Genomic DNA, 16,410 nt, shown 5'->3' with positions numbered 1-16,410 from the left:
ATCCAGCGGTCTCCCCACCATCTGCCATACCCAGAGCCCCTGGGTCCCGCTGATCTTACGAATGATCATTTCGAACCCACCAGAAAGGTAGGGCCACCTCCATGTCTTCCCGCACACGTCTGCGTATCGCTCTGGCCTCCCTGGCCACACTGGCGTCCGCCGCCATCGCCCCCTTCCCCTCGCCGACTGCCCAGGCGGACCCGGTGGCCACCACCCACCTCACCGGCACCCTCTCCGACGGCGCCACCTGGATCGCGGAGGTCCCCGACGCCTGGAACGGCACCCTGCTGCTGTTCAGTCACGGCTTCGGCCCTACCGCCGCCGAGGACGCCCCCTCTGACGCCGTACGCACCGAGTTGCTCGCCGAGGGCTATGCGATGGCCGGGTCGTCGTACGACCCCCATGGCTCGATGTGGGCCATGAACAGCGCCGAACGCGACCAATTCGCCACGCTCGACGCCGTCACCGCGAAGATCGGCACACCGCGCCGCACCCTGGCCGTTGGCCAGTCCATGGGCGGGCTCGTCAACGCTCAGATCGCCCGCGACGGTGCCGGCCGTGTCGACGGCGCGCTCGGCCTGTGCGGTCTGGTCGCGGGCGGCACCGACCTGGACAACTACCAGCTCGACGCCGAGTACACCATCGCCCGGCTGCTCCTGCCGGGGCAGGACGTCCGCCTGGTCCGTTTCGGCTCCGCCGACGACGCGGCCGCTACCGCGAAGAAGCTCACCGACGCCGTCACCGCCGCGCAGTCCACCCCGCAGGGCCGCGCCCGGGTCGCGCTGGCCGCGGCTTTCCTCAACCTGCCCGCCTGGGCGCCCGGGAAGGACCGGCCCGCCCCGACCGACTGGGCAGGCCAGGAGGAGCAGCAGTACACGTGGTTCGCGCAGGGCATCCTGTCGTTCGTCGAGGGTGGCCGGTACGCCATCGAGCAGTCCGTCGGCGGCAACAACTCCTGGAACCAGGGCGTCGACTACACCCGACTGCTCGCCGGTTCCGTCCATGCCCCGCGGGTCCGCGCGCTGTACCGGACGGCCGGACTGGACCTGCGCGTCGACCTGATGTCCCTGGCCCAAGGCGCCTCGATCGCCGCCGACCCCGCCGCGGTCCGAACCGCGCAGCGCACCTCGTCCGCTGGTCAGGGCCTCGCCGTGCCGCTGCTGGACGTGCACACGATCGCCGACAACCTTGTACCCGTCGAGCAGGAACGGCAGTTCGGCGACCGAGTGCGCAGGGCCCGGAACGGCGCGATGCTGCGTCAGGCCTACGTCGAACGGCAGGGCCACTGCACGTTCACCACGGCCGAGACCGTGGCCGCCCTGCACGCGCTCGAACACCGCGTCACCACCGGCCACTGGGACGACGCCGCGACCCCGGCCGCGCTCCAGCGGTCCGCCACCGCGCTCGGTCTGGACGGGGCGGCGTACGTCCCGTACCGCCCGGCACGTCTGACGGTTGGCCGCGACCGCCCGGAGAACACCGCCCGCCACTGACGTTGGGACCCTCTCACCTCCGACGCACCCGCCTCTTCTCCCTCCGTATCCGCTGCCCCCGTCTTTCGCGCGGCACGCTCGTCGCCGCGAGCGCCTCCGGCATCCAACAACTGTGGGCGGGGCAGGCGCCGGCCGGTCTCGGCGCCGCCGCGCTCTTCCCCACCTCGCTGATTCCGCCACTCGGCCTGGTCGGCATCGGTTTCGCCTTCACGGTGTCGTCCATCACCGCGACCGCCGTCGACACGGTGCCACTGCCGCCACCTCCCCGCCGGGCGCGGCCCGCGCGTACGCCCTCGATGCCCTCGGCCACGGCTATGCGATCGGCTTCGTGGTGTGCGGCTCAGCCGCCCGGTTCAGGACGGCGAAATGACCGCCGCACCCCGCCGTGGCGGTCAGGACGTCAGATAGGCCTCCACCTCGCTGAACTGGGCCGCCGGCCATCCCGTGTTGGCGGTGACGTGGAGCCTCAGATAGCGCAGGTCGGTGTTCTGGGGCAGGGTGAGGGTGACGGCGTTGCCCCGTTCCGGGGCGAAGCGGTAGTCCTGCGAGCCGACCACCGTGGAGTATGACGAGCCGTCGGTGCTGCCGAGTACGGACAGGGTCTGGATGCGGGCCTGCCATGCGGAGGAGGGCGGCAGCTTCAGCACGACCCGGCGCACCGCCTGGCGGGAGCCGAGGTCCACCGTCCACGACTGGGGGAAGGCGTTGTTGGTGGACTCCCAGTAGGTGTTCGCGTCGCCGTCCACCGCCTTGCCGGGGGTGTAGACGTCCTGTGAGCCGGTCGCGGTGGCCGGCCGGCCCATGAGGAGGTTGCGGGCGGGGTGCGGGTCGGGGTTGCCCTGCCCCGGCTGCGGCCAGGTGGAGCAGTCCGACCAGGTGCCGCTCCAACCGGAGTTGCCGCCACCGTCGGTAAGTTCGAAGGAGCCGGAACCGGCCGGGTAGGGGCAGTTGTAGACGCCCGCCGCGCCGACGCCGGTGGCCGCGACATCGCTGAGCTCCGCCGCCCCCGGCGCCTCGGCTTGGACGACGACGGTTCCGGTGTTCTTCACGGTCGCGCCGCTCACGTTGACGTATCTGACCGCGTAGCCGTGGCCGCCGCCGGAGACGAACTCGAACGCGCTGTAAGGGCTGTCCGTGATGGTCGTGTTGGTGATGTTGACGGTGGCGTTGACGGCGCTGTCGTAGGAGTCGACGCGCAGGGCCCCCATCGGGTGGTTCCAGTTGGGGTTCATGGCGCCGGTGCGCACCAGCGTGTTTCCGTCGACCGTGATCGTGCCGGAGAGAGGATGGAAGGGGTCGAGGAACTTCTGGTTGGAAATGGCGATCCCGCTGCCGAGGGCGTTGGTGTCGGAGATCAGGTTGTTCTTGACCGCGATGTCGGTGCCGCCGTAGATCGCGATGCCGTTGGCGAGGTTCGGTTGCGAGATGGTGTTGTTCTCGAAGCTGCTGTCGGTGTCCGGCGCATACAGAGACCACATGGCGAGCGCGTCGTCGCCCTGGTTGCGCAGGAAGTTGTCGCGGACGCGCACACCCTTCGCACTGCCGTTGAGGTTGAGCCCATCGGCGGTGGTGTCGAGGATGCGGTTGTGTTCGACGACGAGATTGTCGTTGTTGCCCATCAGCCAGAGGCCCACCTTCAGGTGCTGCAGCCACATGCCCGACACGCTGGAGTTCGGGCCGAGTGAGCCGTTGACGAAGTTGTCGGGGTTGGAGTCGACGCGCTCGGTGACCTCCCCGATGACCGCGAAGTCCTTGATGTGGACGTTGCCGGACGAGCTGGACTGGTCGATGAAGCGCGAGGTGTGCACGGTGGAGTACCAGTGCCCGGCGCCCCGCAGGGTGACGTTCTGGACGCCGCTCAGGGAGGAGGTCAGCTTGTAGTCGCCCGGTGGGATCCAGACCACGCCGCCCTGGACGGAGGCAATGGCATCGCGGAACGCCTGCGTGGAGTCGCCCTGTCCGGTCGGGTCGGCGCCCTTCGAGGTGACGGAGACCGATCCCGCGGGCTGTGTGGCGGCCGGCTCCGCCTGCTCGAAGTCGACCACGTCGACGGTGGCCTGGACGTTGCCGGCCTCGAACGCGATCCTGTCGCCGGCCTGGACGCTCCGGCCGAGCAACAGCCGGGCGTTGTCGTAGAAGTGGTGGGTCTTCGCCCCGGGGATCCAGCCGGTGTCCACATACGAGTACTTGGAGGTGACCTGCAGGGTCTTCGCGAGCTTGGTTCCGTTGACGTACACGTTGAGCGTGCCGGACTGGCCGTCGGGCACGCTGTAGGAGACGTTCACGGCATTGGCCGCGCGGGGTGCGGTGAATTCGACGCGTTGGCCTGAGGCGAGACGGACGGCCTGGCGGCCGGATGCCTCGGAGGCGAGGGTGCCCTGGGTGTAATCGGGGCCGATCTTGGTGCCGGTGGTGGTGGCCGACTCGGCCTCGACCGAGGTGAAGGGGAGGGCGGCGCCCCCGGCGGCGTACGCGGAGGTGGGGGGCAGGACGAGCAGCATGCCGGCTGCCAGAACCACGGTTGCGCCGATCGTCGTCATGCGCCTGACCGATCCGAAGGTATTGCTGCGCATGTGCTGATCCCTTCGCGTGTGGGGGTGTGGGGTGGGAAGGAAGTGCGGTGCGGTGGCGGCTCAGGCGCGCAGCCAGGCCGCGGTGTCCCGTGGCAGGTGGCCACGGTCGTCCAGTGGCCCGCTGACCAGCAGGGACCGGGAATGGGCGGGCAGCCGGGCGGGCGCGTCCGCGAGGTTCACCACGCATATGAGCCCGTCCGCGCCGGCGAAGGCGAGGACGTCATCGGGGGCGGGAAGCCAGGTGAGCGGGGTGTCGCCGAAGCCGGACGTGGCGCGGCGGATACGGAGGGCCGCGCGGTAGAGGCTGAGCATCGAGCCGGGGTCCTGCGCCTGGCGGTCGGCCGCGTAACAGGGCCAGTCGGCGGGCTGCGGCAGCCAGGGTTCCACGCGGGAGCCGAAACCGGCGTACGGCGCCTCGGCCGCCCACGGCAGCGGCACCCGGCAGCCGTCCCGGCCCGGGTCGGTGCCGCCGGAGCGGAAGTACATAGGGTCCTGGACGCGAGCGCGGGGGATGTCCGCCTCGGGCAGGCCGAGCTCCTCGCCCTGGTAGACGTAGACGGCGCCGGGCAGGGCCAGCGACAGCAGGGCGGCGGCCCGCGCCCGCCGGGTGCCGAGAGCGAGGTCGGTGGGGGTGCCGAAGGCCTTGGTGGCGAAGTCGAAGGCGGTGTCCTCGCGGCCGTAGCGGGTGACCGTGCGGGTCACATCGTGATTGCACAGCACCCAGGTGGCGGGCGCGCCCACGGGAGCGTGCCGGGTGAGCGTCTCGTCGATCGACGCCCGCAGGCGCCGGGCGTCCCAGGGGCAGGCCAGAAAGGAGAAGTTGAAGGCGGTGTGCAGTTCGTCGGGGCGCAGGTAGCGGGTGAAACGCTCGGTGTCGGGCAGCCACACCTCGCCGACGAAGATCCCGCCGTATGCGTCGGCCACCGTCCGCCAGGAACGGTAGATGTCGTGCAGTTCATCGCGGTCGACGTAGGGGTGCCGGTCACGACCCTCGACGAAGTCGGGCAGGCGGGGGTCCTTCACGAGCAGGGCGGCCGAGTCGACGCGGACCCCCGCGACGCCCCGCTCGAACCAGAAGCGCAGGATGTCCTCGTGTTCCCGGCGGACGGCCGGATGGCTCCAGTTGAGGTCGGGCTGCTCGGGGGCGAACAGGTGCAGATACCAGCTGCCGTCGGGCAGTCGGCTCCACGCCGGACCGCCGAACTGTGATCGCCAGTCGTTGGGCGGCAGCTCACCGTGGTCGCCACGGCCCGGCCGGAAGTGGAACAGCTCGCGCTCGGGACCCCCGGCGAGAGCGGCGCGGAACCAGGGGTGCTGGTCGGAGACGTGATTGGGCACGATGTCGACGATCGTGCGGATGCCGAGGTCCCGTGCCTCGGCGATGAGCTTCTCCGCCTCGGCCAGGGTGCCGAAGGCCGGGTCGATGGTGCGGTAGTCGGCGACGTCGTAGCCGCCGTCCTTCAGCGGCGACAGATACCAGGGCGTGAACCACAACGCGTCGATGCCGAGATCGGCGAGATAGGGCAGTCTGGCCCGGACGCCCGCGAGGTCGCCGGTGCCGTCACCGTCGCCGTCGGCAAAGCTGCGCACGTACACCTGATAGATGACCGCGGAACGCCACCAGTCGCGGTCCCTCCGGGCAGGGGTGGGCTGTGCCACGGCGGTGCCTTTCTGTAGAGGGGGCGGGCCTGCGGGCGGGGGTCAGCCCTTTGTGCTGCCCGCGCTGATCCCGGCGATGATGTGCCGTTGGAAGACGAGGAACAGCGCGACCATCGGGATGCTGGCGATGACCATCGCGGCGATGAGCACGGTCAGCTGGATGTTCTGGGACAGCTGGACCAGTGCCACGCTGATCGGCTGCTTGTCCGGGTCGGAGAAGACCATCAGCGGCCACAGGAAGTCCTGCCACACCGCGACCAGAGCGAAGATGGACACCACGCCGAGCACGGGACGCGACATGGGCAGCACGACCGACCACAGGGTGCGCAGCCTTCCGGCGCCGTCGATCTCGGCGGCCTCCAGCACATCGCGCGGAATCTGGTCGAAGAAGCGCTTGAGGAGATACAGGTTGAAGGCATTGGCGACCGCCGGAAGCCAGATCGCCAGAGGGTCGTTGAGCAGGCTGGTATGGAGCAGTGGCAGGTCGGCGACCGTCAGGTACTTCGGTACGACCAACGCCTGGGCCGGGACCATCAGGGTGGCGAGGATGCCGCCGAGGATCACCTTGCCGAAGGCGGGCTTCAGCTTGGCCAGGGCGTAGGCGGCGGCCGTGCAGAACACCAGCTGGAACAGCCAGGCACCGGCCGCCTGGACCACCGTGTTCCACAGGTGGGTCGGCAGCTGCATGAGCTCCCAGGCGTCGGTGTAGCCACTGAGGCGCCAGTGGGACGGGACGAGGGTGGGCGGGGTCCGGGCCACCTCGTCCGGTGACTTCGCGGCGCCGGTCACCATCCAGTACACGGGGAACAGGAAGGCGAGCGCGAAGAGCACCACGATGCCGGCGAAGACGGTCCAGTAGACGGCCTTGCCGCGGGGGCGGGCCAGGGCCGCGGGGGAGACGAGGGTCCGGGTGCTCATGCGTCCTCCTCCGCGGATCGGGTCAGTCGCAGATAGAGGGCGGAGAAGAGCCCCAGCAGCACCAGGAGCATGACGCTCAGCGCACAGGCGCCGCCGAAGTCGTTGTAGAGGAAGGCGTACTTGTAGATGAGGTACAGAACGGTGACCGTGGCGTCCTCAGGGCCCCCGCCGGTGATCACGAAGGGCTCGGTGAACACCTGGATCGTGGCGATGATCTGCAACAGCATCAGCATGAGGATGACGAAACGGGTCTGGGGAACGGTCACATGCCGGATGCGCTGCCACAGGTTCGCGCCGTCCAGCTCGGCGGCTTCGTACAGCTCACCGGGGATGGACTGCAGCGCGGCCAGATAGATCAGGACCGTGCCGCCCATGTTGGCCCAGGTCGCGACGGCGACCAGGGACAGCAGGGCGGTGTCGGCGCCGTTGGTCCAGTTCGAGGTGGGCAGGTGCGCAAAGCGGAGCGCCTCGTTGGCCAGGCCGGCGCCGGGGTCGTAGAACCACTTCCACAGCAGGGCGGTGACCACCGGCGGGATCATCACCGGCAGATAGACCACGACCCGGAAGAAGGCCTGAGCATGCCGGAGTTCGTTGAGCACCAGCGCCAGGACGAACGGGATCGCGAAGCCGATGAGCAGGGCGAGCAGGGTGAAGGTGAGCGTGTTGCGCCAGGCGGCACCGAACTCGGGGTCGTGCAGGACCCGGGTGAAGTTGGCGGTGCCGACCCACTCGGGCGCGGAGCCCGGTGTGTACTTCTGGAAGGCGATGACCACCGCGCGGATCGCCGGATACCAGGAGAAGAGCGCGAAACACAGCAGGCCGCCGAGGAGGAAGGCGTAGGCGCGGGCCTGGTCGTGCAGGCGGCGCCGCCTCCGGCCCGCCACCGGGGGCGGCGCCTTGACGGGCCGTACGGCGATCGCGTCGGCGGGGCGCCGGGCCACGGTCCTGGTCATCGGTGTCAGCTCCGGGCCAGAATGCTGTCGATCTTGCCGGAGGCGTCATCGAGGAGCGCGTCGATGTCGGCGTCCTTCTTGGTCAGGACCGCGGAGACGGCTCCGTCGAGGACCGAGTAGATCTGCTGCGCCTTCGGCGGCTCGATCTTCATCCGCAGGTCCTGGTTGCCGTCGAGGAAGGCCCGGTAGTTCTCCACGGGGACATTGGCGTTGGCCATCTTGATCCGCTGGTCCTTGGCGTCGGCGGCGCCGGTGAACAGCCGCGGCTCGGGCAGGCCGACGGGGGCGTCGCGCCTCTTGGCGCGGGCGTAGTCGCCGAGGAACCCCTCGCCCGGCGTGAGGAACATGTGGTCGAGCCACTTCAGGCCGGCTCGGATCTGGGCGGGGGAGTCCCCCTTGTGGAACATGTAGCCGTCGCCGCCGATGAGTGTGCCCTTGCCACCGGGCATGGGGGCGATGGCAAGGTCCTTGTAGTCGCCGCCCTTCTCCTTGACCAGGATCGGGATGTTGTCGGGCGCGGCGAGGTACATGCCGAGCTTGCCGGAGCCCATCAGCTGCTGGACGTCGTTGAGGATGAGGAGCTGTTTGCTGCCCATGGAGTCGTCCACCCAGCGCATGTCGTGCAGGTTCTGCAGGACGGCGCGCCCCTCGGGGGTGTCGATGGTGGCCTTCTTGCCGTCGGGGCTGACGACGTCGCCGCCTTGGGAGTACAGCTCCGCCGTGAAGTGCCACCCGCCCTGGTTCTGTGCGCTGTAGTCGGCGTAGCCGACGGTTCCGCCGCCCAGCTCCGCGATCTTCTTGGCGTCGGTGCGGACCTCCTGCCAGGTCGTCGGCGGCTTGTCGGGGTCGAGGCCGGCCTTCTCGAACAGCTTGCGGTTGTAGATCAGGCCCATCGAGTACCCGGTGCGCGGGATGCCGTAGACCTTGCCGTCGACGGTGTAGATGTCGCGCAGTTCCTTCCGGATGGTGCGGTAGCTCCTCAGCTCCTTGATGTACGGGGTGAGATCGACGGCCTGACCGATGTCGACGACGTGCTTGGCGTCGGTGAAGTACGTGTAGAAGACGTTCTCCATCTGGCCGCCGGCCAGCTTGGCGTCGAACGTCTTCGGGTCCTGGCAGGGGAACGCGTCGTGTGCGACAACATCGATGTCCGGGTTCTGCTTTTCGAAAGAGGCGACGTCCTCTTCGAATAACGCGTGGTCGACCCTGGCGCTCTTGGGCGGCATGCAGTTGACGGTGATGCGCGTCTTTCCGCTCGCCGCGTCGTTGTCCGAGCCGCATGCGGTGAGGACGAGGCAGCAGGCACTCAGCACGATGAGGCGACGACGGAACCCGGTGCTTCTCATGGTGGACCCCTCTGGACAGGAGCAGGGAAGCCCGCCGCCGGTGGGTGGAGCGCACACAGCGGTGGGTGCGCCGCACACTCAAGCACCGTCGACATCGTGCTGCAAGATGTCGAGCAGAAACTGAAAAGAATCGACAGGAGGTTTGGGTTCGGGTCGAGCTCACCCCTGCGGGGCTTGTGCGGTGGAGGCGCGCACCACCAGTTCGGGCTCGAACAGCAACTCCTCGGCCTGCACAGCCAATCCGCTGATCTGCGCGTTCAACAGCTCCACCGCCGCCCTGCCCATGGCCTCGATGGGCTGGCGCACGGTGGTGAGCGGCGGCTCGGTGCAGCTCATGAGCGCGGAGTCGTCGTAGCCGATGACGGATACCTGCGACGGCACGCCGAGCCCCTTGCGGCGCGCGGCCCTGATGGCCCCCAGGGCCAGCGGGTCGCTGGCGCAGACGATGCCCGTGACCCCCCGGTCGATCAGCCGGGAGGCCGCGGCCTGGCCGCCCTCGATCGAGAAGATGGCCTGGGCGACGAACTCGTCCGGCAGATCGTCGGCGACGGCTCGGGCGGCGGCCAGCTTGCGGGCCGACGGCATGTGGCCGCCCGGCCCCAGCACCAGCCCGATCCGCTCGTGGCCGAGGGAGGTCAGATGGCGCCAGGCCTGCTCCACCGCCACGGCGTCGTCGCAGGAGACGCCCGGGAAGCCGAGCTGCTCGATGGCCGCGTTGACCAGCACCACCGGGATGTTGCGGTCGGCGAGCAGCCGGTAGTGACCGTGCTCCGCGTCGGCCTGCGCGTAGAGCCCGCCGGCGAACACCACGCCGGAGACCTGCTGTTGCAGCAGCAGGGCCACATAGTCGGCCTCGGAGACCCCGCCCTTGGTCTGTGTGCACAGCACCGGAGTCAGGCCCATCTGGGCCAGTGCCCCGCCGATGACCTCGGCGAACGCCGGGAAAATGGGGTTCTGCAGCTCGGGCAGCACCAGTCCGACCAGGCGGGCGCGGTCGCCGCGCAGCTGCGTGGGCCGTTCGTAGCCCAGGACGTCCAAGGCGGCCAGCACCGACTGCCGGGTGACTTCGGACACTCCGGGCTTGCCGTTGAGCACCCGGCTGACCGTGGCCTCGCTGACTCCCACCTTTTTCGCCACTTCAGCAAGTCGTCGCGTCATGCACGCAAGACTATCGCAAGTTATGCAAGTCGCTTGCGTAAATACTCCAGCGGTCTCTCAGGCTGCTGACCGCACCCCCCAGCCGATGGACAGCGGTCCGCGCTCCGGCCACCGGCTGTACCGGTCCTGGGTCAGTGCGAGGCGGCCTGCGGCGCAGGGGGGACGGGCGAGAGCCGGTAGGCGTCCCCATGGATGACCACGTGGCCGGCGGTGGGCGGCGGGAAGTGGGTGCCCAGCACAAGCGCGCCGGTGCCGGCGTACGAGCCGAGCAGCTTGCGGCGCGATGCCTCGGACTGCTCCGGATCGATATCGACGCAGGAGCCGATGGAGGGGTGGGCGAACTGGACCGGGTGGTGGATGCAGTCGCCGGTGATCAGTGCCGTCTCGCCCTCGCTGGTCAGTTGGACGGCGACGTGGCCGGGGGTGTGCCCGGGGGTGGACAGCAGGCGCAGGCCGGGCACGATCTCGGCGCCCTCGGCGGGGACGTCGACGGTGTCGAGCAGGCCCGCCTCCTCTACCGGGATCACGGAGTCGCGGAACATCTGCTTGCGCGGCTCGTCCATGTCGTAGCCGGCCCAGAACTCCCGCTCGACGCGGGAGGTGACATAGCGGGCGGTGGGGAAGGTGGGGACCCACTTGCCGTTGACTTCCCGTGTGTTCCAACCGACGTGGTCGGTGTGCAGGTGGGTGAGGATCACCAAGTCGAGGGTTTCCGGTGCGAATCCGGCGGCCGTGAGGCGCTCCAGGTAATCGGTCCGCAGGTCGTGCCAGGCGGGGTTGGCTCGCGTCTTGCCGTTGCCGATGCCGGTGTCGACCAGGACGCGCAGTCCACCGACGGTGAAGGCGAAGCTGTGGCTGTCGATGCGCAGGATGCCCTCGTGGTCGGCGAAGTCGGGACGCAGCCAATCGTGTTGGTTGACGACGTCCGCGGTGGCGTCCGGTAGCAGCCAGGGTCCGGTTGCGGGGGGCAGGGGGGTCTCGTCGATGCGGTGGACGATGATGCCGCCCACGGTCCACGAGGGGATGGCGGTGGTCTCGTCGGCGGGTGAAGTGCTCATGGTCGTGTTCCCTTGGTCTTCAGCGGAGGTGAGTGTCTGCGGCGACCGCGCCTGGCCGGCGCAGCGCCGCCGTAGGCAGCGGGCAGGCCGGCACGTGCAGACCGAGCAGGCTCAGGGCGCGGACGGGAGGACGGCCAGGCTTCCGCCGGTGCCGGTGCCCCGGTTGCCCGTGCCGGTGGCGGCGACCGGGGCGATGCTGTTGGTCAGGGTGGATCGGCCAGGGCGCTGAAGACCACCGTGACCGTCAGGGCGGTCAGGCCCCACTGGCCTCGACGGCAGGGGGCGGGCGCGCCTGCTGTGACGCCGGACATGGGACTCCCTTCCCGCTAAACGCAATGAATTTGCCTTAAGCCACCGTAAGCCCTAGGGTCACTTAAAGCAAACCGTTAGCTTTTAATGGGCGGGTTGCTGCTCCGTCGCTCCAGTCCGATCGGGAGGGAACGTCCATGTCCGCCGATGAACTCACACCACCGGAAGCGGCCCGCTGGGCCGACCGTGCCGGTCTCCCGCTTCCGGCCGACCGCCACGCCGCGGTGGCCGCCACCGCCGACCACATCCACTCCGTCGTCGCGATCCTGCGGGAACTGGACTTCGGCGACACCCCGCCTGCCGCCGCCTATCGCGCGGGAGAGGAGATGCGCGATGCAGCCGTATGAACTGCCCCTCGCGGCAGCATCTGAGGCGATCCGGACCCGGAAGCTGTCCCCGGTCGAGCTGGTGGACTCCGTACTGGACCGCCTCGGGGCGGTGGAGCCGCAGCTGGAGGCCTACGTCACCGTCACCCCGGAGCAGGCCCGCCGGGCGGCGCGCAAGGCCGAGCAGGATGTCGCGGCCGGACGGCTGCGCGGCCCGCTGCAGGGCATCCCCATGGGCTTGAAGGACCTGATCGACGTCGCCGGCGCGGCCACCACGGCCAGTTCCAGGGTCCGCGCGGACCACCGCGCCGACACCGACAGCACGGTCGCCGCCCGCCTGACCGCGGCCGGCGCGATCCTGATCGGCAAAACACACACCCACGAGTTCGCCTACGGACTGACAACCCCGCAGACTCACAACGCCTGGAACCGGGATCACGTCGCCGGCGGCTCCAGTGGCGGATCCGCCGTCGCCGTCGCCGCGGGCACCGCGACCTTCGCCCTGGGTACCGACACGGGCGGCTCAATCCGCGTGCCATCCGCGCTCAACGGCGTCGTCGGCCTCAAGCCGACGTACGGCCTCGTCCCCCGCCACGGTGTCACGTCGCTGTCCTGGTCCCTGGACCACGTCGGGCCGATCACCCGCACCGTCGAGGACGCCGCACTGGTCCTTGCCGCCATGGCCACCCACGACCCCCGCGACCCCGCCTCCCTCGCCACGTCCGGGGACTACCGGCCGGGCGCGGACACGGACCTGACCGGCCTGCGCGTCGGAGTGCCGCGCAACTACTACTTCGACCAAGTCGACCCGGAGGTCGAAGCAGCCGTCCGGCGCGCCATTGACACACTCGGGAGCCTCGGCGCCCGCCTCGTCGAGGTCGAGATCCCCATGACGCGCTACATCCAGGCCACCCAGTGGGGCCTGATGGTGCCGGAGGCCACCGCCTACCACGAGCGCACCCTGCGTGCGGTCCCCGACCTCTACCAGGCGGACGTGCGCATCCTCCTCGAGGCCGGTGAACTCATGCCCACCGGGGACTACTTGCGCGCCCAGCGCTCCCGCACCCTCATGCGGCAGGCCTGGGCCCGCGTGCTGGACGACGTCGACGTCATCGCCGCCCCCACGGTCCCGGTGACCGCGGTGAAGGCCGACCAGAACACCCTCACCTGGCCCGACGGCGCCGTCGAGGGCGTTTCCGACGCCTACGTACGCCTCTCGGCCCCAGCCAACATCACCGGGGTGCCCTCACTCTCGGTACCGGTCGGCAACGACACGGCGGGCCTGCCGATCGGCATGCAGCTGCTCGGTCGACCCCTCGATGAGCCCACGCTCCTGCGGATGGGCCACGCCTACGAGCAGACACAGCCCGCGCGCGGACTCGCGACGGTGTGACGAACGGACGAACGCGGGCACCGGCCGAGTGACGGGGATCGAGCGCTTGAAGCAACAAATTTGCTTTAAGCTGGTTTCATGGGTCGAAAACCGATGGTACGCCCTGGTGGGCGCAGCGCCAGGGTGCAGGCGTCGGTGCACGCCGCCGTACGCGAGCTCGAGTCGGAGGTGGGCCGGGAAGGTCTGACCGTCCCCCTGGTGGCCGCCCGGGCCGGAGTCACCCCTTCCACGATCTACCGTCGCTGGGGCGACCTGCAGGAGCTGTTGTCGGACGTGGCGGTTGAGCGCCTGCGGCCCGAATCCGCGCCGGAGGACAAAGGGGATCTGCGTTCAGATCTCGAGGCTTGGACCGAGCAGTTCCTCGAGGAAATGGCCGCCCCGACGGGCCGCGCCTACATCCGCGACGCCCTGCTGGGCGACCCGGACGGCAGCAACGCCGGCCAGTGCTCCGCCTACGCGGCCGAGCAGATCGACGTCATCCTCACCCGCGCGGCCGATCGAGGGGAGAGCACACCCGACGTCGAAATGGTCCTCGACCGCGTCGTCGGCCCGGTGATGTACCGCATCCTCTTCCGCCCGGACGGGCTCGACGCCGCCTACGCGCATCGGCTCGTGACAGGGCTCCTCGGCTCGGCCGATTGATGACGCTCCGCCTCGCCGCCCGCCGGTGATCATCAGGCTCGCACCCGGTGCCCAGACGGTCTTGTCGCGGGTCCGGCTGGTACCGAAGAAGGCCCCGCAGGAGGCGCGCCCCGTGCCCATCCTCGGCGTGCCGTGGCCCGGCGTCCCGGCACGAGGGCGGGGCGCCACCGATCGAGCGGTAGAGAAGCGTCAAGGCAGACCGAGGAATCGTCGAAGGCCCCCCGGCGGCCATCAACCAGGTGGTCAGCTATGGGCGCTGACGTTGACGCGTGACCCGGGCGGGCTCGGCCTTCCGCCGAGCCCGCCACGCCGGCTCCATACCGGAGCCGGACTCGTGTCACGCCGTCAGCGCTGCAGTGTCAGCAGACCCGGACGGTAGGGCAGGAGGCCGTAGTCGCCACCGGAGTTGGGGCTGCGCCCCTGGTAGAGCAACTGCAGATTGCAGGGATCGACGGTCATGGTCTGATCGGGGCTGGTGCGGATCAGTTCGCCATGGCTGATGTCGTTGGTCCAGGTGGCGCCACTGTTGGCCTTGCCGGCGAAAGGATTGCTCTCGGTCGCGGCCTGGGGTGTCCATGAGCCGTTCAGACTGGTGGCCGTGAACGAGCGGAAGTAGCGGCCCTGCGAGCCGATCGCCTCGACGATCATGAGGTAGCGGTTCTGGCCCTGCAGCTTGTAGACCTGCGGGGCTTCGAACAGGTTGTTCGTCGTATCGCTCATGATCACTGTCGAGGTCGTGCCGAAGCTGCCCGGGAAGTTCCCGATCGGCATGCTGGCCCGGTAGATCTTGCCGTTGTCACCGGCGAAGAACAGGTACATGTTCGTCCCGTCACCGATGAGCGTCTGGTCGATGGGTCCTGTTCCGGAGCCGGAGATGCTTCCGGAGAAGAGCACCTGCTGGGATGACCAGCCATTCGGGTTGGTGGGGTCGCTCGACGTCCGGTAGGAGAAGGCGGTCCCACCCCATTGGTAGGCCAGCACCCAGATGTTCTTCGGCGCGAAGTAGAAGAGCGTGGGCGCGACGGTGGAAGCCGACATCGTGTTCTGACTGGCCGAGGCCATCTCCGACCAATTGGTGAACAGGCCGAAGTTCATCGAACCCCATCTCGTCCCCGTGTCGTGCGTCGTCGCATAGACGAGTTGCCTGCCGTTGTAGGGGACGACGGTGAAGTCCTTGAGCGAGACCCATCCCGGCTTGGGCTGCGCCAGCGCGCCCGTTGATGTCCAGCGGTATGTCGATGGAAGATCGCACGGGCCGGGGTTGCCGCCGCCGACCTTGACGAGCTGCCACTGCTGGTTGGCGCCGCCCCAGTCGTCGTACTGGACGACGTTCGCGTCGTCGGCGGTGGAGGCACCTTGTACTTCGAGGGCCTTGTTGCTGTGGCGCGAAATGAACCTCACGTAGCCATCAGAGCTGTCGGCCAGCCGCCACTGCTGGTTGGTGCCGTTCAGGTCGGCCCACTGGACGATCGGGCCGCCGTTCGCGGTGGACCAGTTGTGGACGTCCAGGACCTTGCCGGAGTGGCGGGACTTGATGCGGTAGTAGCCGTCCCCGGAATCGACGAACTGCCACTGCTGCTGGTTCTGATCGTTCCTGGTCCACTGGGTGATGCGGGCGCCGTCGTCGGTCGCCATGTTGTAGACATCCAGGGCCTTGCCGCTGTTGCGGTTGACCAGCACATACGAGGCGTTGAGGTCTACGGTCGCCGCGCCGGCGGGCTGGGCACCGAGGAAGGTGGCCACGAGCAGCAAGGGCGCAAGGGCGGCGAGTAAGCGTCTCAGACGGACCGGGGACGGGTGGCGAAACCACATAAGAGGGCCTCCTTTGGGGGGGCGGGGGTGAGGTGACCTCGATGAACCGCGGAGCGCACGTGCCGGGGGACAGAGACAGCCTGGAAAGTTTCGAAGAATTTCCGGATGCTTTGACGCCACAAGCTAGGAATGTGGGGCCCTCTGGTCAAGGCCTGTCACCGATCTGTCCACAAACAGCGCCTTCCTCTTGGGCCTGACAAGTCAGGTAAGTGGCGTCCGTGCAGCGTCCCGACCCTGACCCCGACTCTGGAATGTTTCGGGCGAGGAGCCGAAATTTTTTCTGCAGGGAGTATTGACGATCACCGTCAATGCCTCAATCATCCCTGTCTGAGAAAGCGGTCATAGTTCGAGATGCCGAACGACGTCGGCCCTGAGCAATCTGTGCCGCACGGCAGATCCATGCAACAGCTGCACGACAGATCCGCGCATCAAAGCACCTGCGCCACCCCGTTTCGTTCCGGTGAGGTTCGCACCAGCGCCTCTGGCTCTTCGCGCAGTTGGAGAGGTACGCGACGCCGCGGGGCGGTCCCTCACCTGGCTGAGCCGCGATGGAGTACCCCATGCCTGTATCGAAACACCGCCGCTGCCCGCCGTACGTCACCCGACGACCGACCGGGCGCCGTCCGTGCCGGTTGAGATCGTCCCGGTCCCATGATCGCGGTGTCGGGTGATTGCGTGCTGCCCGGGTTCCGGCCCGCCCCGTCCATCTGCCGAGTGGGAGCGGACGACGCATTCCCCTGCGCTTCAGTCCTTCCGTGATTCCTACCTTG

Annotated in this window: 12 protein-coding genes; 4 read left to right on the top strand and 8 right to left on the bottom strand. The window is 69.0% G+C overall.

Annotated features, from left to right (window positions below):
* Positions 1–101 precede the first annotated feature (101 nt).
* Positions 102–1,493: an alpha/beta hydrolase gene (locus ACFZDL_RS45565; protein WP_353596618.1), complete on the top strand. Its 1,392-nt coding sequence runs from the start codon at positions 102–104 to the stop codon at positions 1,491–1,493.
* A gap of 392 nt (positions 1,494–1,885) precedes the next feature.
* On the opposite strand, the gene ACFZDL_RS45560 is transcribed toward ACFZDL_RS45565, so the two are convergent.
* The 7 genes from ACFZDL_RS45560 to ACFZDL_RS45530 form a co-directional block, all read right to left on the bottom strand.
* Positions 1,886–4,066 (bottom strand): discoidin domain-containing protein, encoded by a 2,181-nt coding sequence (locus tag ACFZDL_RS45560; RefSeq protein ID WP_353596619.1) that lies wholly within the window; start codon positions 4,064–4,066, stop codon positions 1,886–1,888.
* Between the two features lie 60 nt (positions 4,067–4,126).
* Positions 4,127–5,725, bottom strand: coding sequence for a glycoside hydrolase family 13 protein (locus ACFZDL_RS45555; RefSeq protein WP_353596620.1), 1,599 nt, complete (start codon positions 5,723–5,725; stop codon positions 4,127–4,129).
* 42 nt (positions 5,726–5,767) lie between these two features.
* Positions 5,768–6,643 (bottom strand): carbohydrate ABC transporter permease, encoded by an 876-nt coding sequence (locus tag ACFZDL_RS45550; protein WP_352135701.1) that lies wholly within the window; start codon positions 6,641–6,643, stop codon positions 5,768–5,770.
* Positions 6,640–7,596 carry a sugar ABC transporter permease gene (locus ACFZDL_RS45545; RefSeq protein ID WP_353596621.1) on the bottom strand — a complete coding sequence of 319 codons (957 nt, stop codon included), beginning with the start codon at positions 7,594–7,596 and terminating at the stop codon, positions 6,640–6,642. The genes ACFZDL_RS45550 and ACFZDL_RS45545 overlap by 4 nt, the downstream gene beginning before the upstream one ends.
* 5 nt (positions 7,597–7,601) lie before the next feature.
* The gene (locus tag ACFZDL_RS45540; RefSeq protein WP_353596622.1) at positions 7,602–8,942 is read right to left on the bottom strand and encodes a sugar ABC transporter substrate-binding protein; all 1,341 of its coding nucleotides are present in this window, start codon (positions 8,940–8,942) and stop codon (positions 7,602–7,604) included.
* Between the two features lie 159 nt (positions 8,943–9,101).
* Positions 9,102–10,100 (bottom strand): LacI family DNA-binding transcriptional regulator, encoded by a 999-nt coding sequence (locus ACFZDL_RS45535; RefSeq protein ID WP_353596623.1) that lies wholly within the window; start codon positions 10,098–10,100, stop codon positions 9,102–9,104.
* Between the two features lie 131 nt (positions 10,101–10,231).
* Positions 10,232–11,158 (bottom strand): MBL fold metallo-hydrolase, encoded by a 927-nt coding sequence (locus ACFZDL_RS45530; RefSeq protein ID WP_353596624.1) that lies wholly within the window; start codon positions 11,156–11,158, stop codon positions 10,232–10,234.
* A 446-nt stretch (positions 11,159–11,604) separates the two neighbouring features.
* On the opposite strand from ACFZDL_RS45530, the gene ACFZDL_RS45525 reads away from it, so the two are divergent.
* The 3 genes from ACFZDL_RS45525 to ACFZDL_RS45515 all read left to right on the top strand — a co-directional run bounded on the left by ACFZDL_RS45525 (position 11,605) and on the right by ACFZDL_RS45515 (position 13,828).
* A complete protein-coding gene (locus ACFZDL_RS45525) occupies positions 11,605–11,814 on the top strand; it encodes a hypothetical protein (protein ID WP_353596625.1) in 210 nt (69 codons plus the stop codon).
* Positions 11,801–13,186, top strand: coding sequence for an amidase (locus ACFZDL_RS45520; RefSeq protein WP_353596626.1), 1,386 nt, complete (start codon positions 11,801–11,803; stop codon positions 13,184–13,186). The genes ACFZDL_RS45525 and ACFZDL_RS45520 overlap by 14 nt, the downstream gene beginning before the upstream one ends.
* A gap of 78 nt (positions 13,187–13,264) precedes the next feature.
* Entirely contained in the window at positions 13,265–13,828 is a 564-nt protein-coding gene (locus ACFZDL_RS45515) for a TetR/AcrR family transcriptional regulator (RefSeq protein WP_353596627.1), read from the top strand.
* Positions 13,829–14,173: 345 nt separating this feature from the next.
* Here the strand turns inward: ACFZDL_RS45515 and ACFZDL_RS45510 are convergent, their stop codons facing one another.
* A complete protein-coding gene (locus ACFZDL_RS45510) occupies positions 14,174–15,640 on the bottom strand; it encodes a non-reducing end alpha-L-arabinofuranosidase family hydrolase (RefSeq protein WP_353596628.1) in 1,467 nt (488 codons plus the stop codon).
* Positions 15,641–16,410 lie beyond the last annotated feature (770 nt).

Source organism: Streptomyces sp. NPDC007917, assembly GCF_042959105.1.
In the GTDB taxonomy this organism is placed as follows: Bacteria; Actinomycetota; Actinomycetes; order Streptomycetales; family Streptomycetaceae; genus Streptomyces.
The sequence above is the reverse complement of the archived record's forward strand: the minus strand, read 5'-3'. Positions and strand labels throughout refer to the sequence as shown.

Coding starts and splice junctions, on each gene's coding strand:
- ACFZDL_RS45565 (WP_353596618.1), top strand. CDS start 102: ATGTCTTCCCGCACACGTCTGCGTATCGCTCTGGCCTCCCTGGCCACA.
- ACFZDL_RS45560 (WP_353596619.1), bottom strand. CDS start 4,066: ATGCGCAGCAATACCTTCGGATCGGTCAGGCGCATGACGACGATCGGC.
- ACFZDL_RS45550 (WP_352135701.1), bottom strand. CDS start 6,643: ATGAGCACCCGGACCCTCGTCTCCCCCGCGGCCCTGGCCCGCCCCCGC.
- ACFZDL_RS45545 (WP_353596621.1), bottom strand. CDS start 7,596: ATGACCAGGACCGTGGCCCGGCGCCCCGCCGACGCGATCGCCGTACGG.
- ACFZDL_RS45540 (WP_353596622.1), bottom strand. CDS start 8,942: ATGAGAAGCACCGGGTTCCGTCGTCGCCTCATCGTGCTGAGTGCCTGC.
- ACFZDL_RS45535 (WP_353596623.1), bottom strand. CDS start 10,100: ATGACGCGACGACTTGCTGAAGTGGCGAAAAAGGTGGGAGTCAGCGAG.
- ACFZDL_RS45530 (WP_353596624.1), bottom strand. CDS start 11,158: ATGAGCACTTCACCCGCCGACGAGACCACCGCCATCCCCTCGTGGACC.
- ACFZDL_RS45525 (WP_353596625.1), top strand. CDS start 11,605: ATGTCCGCCGATGAACTCACACCACCGGAAGCGGCCCGCTGGGCCGAC.
- ACFZDL_RS45520 (WP_353596626.1), top strand. CDS start 11,801: ATGCAGCCGTATGAACTGCCCCTCGCGGCAGCATCTGAGGCGATCCGG.
- ACFZDL_RS45515 (WP_353596627.1), top strand. CDS start 13,265: ATGGGTCGAAAACCGATGGTACGCCCTGGTGGGCGCAGCGCCAGGGTG.
- ACFZDL_RS45510 (WP_353596628.1), bottom strand. CDS start 15,640: ATGTGGTTTCGCCACCCGTCCCCGGTCCGTCTGAGACGCTTACTCGCC.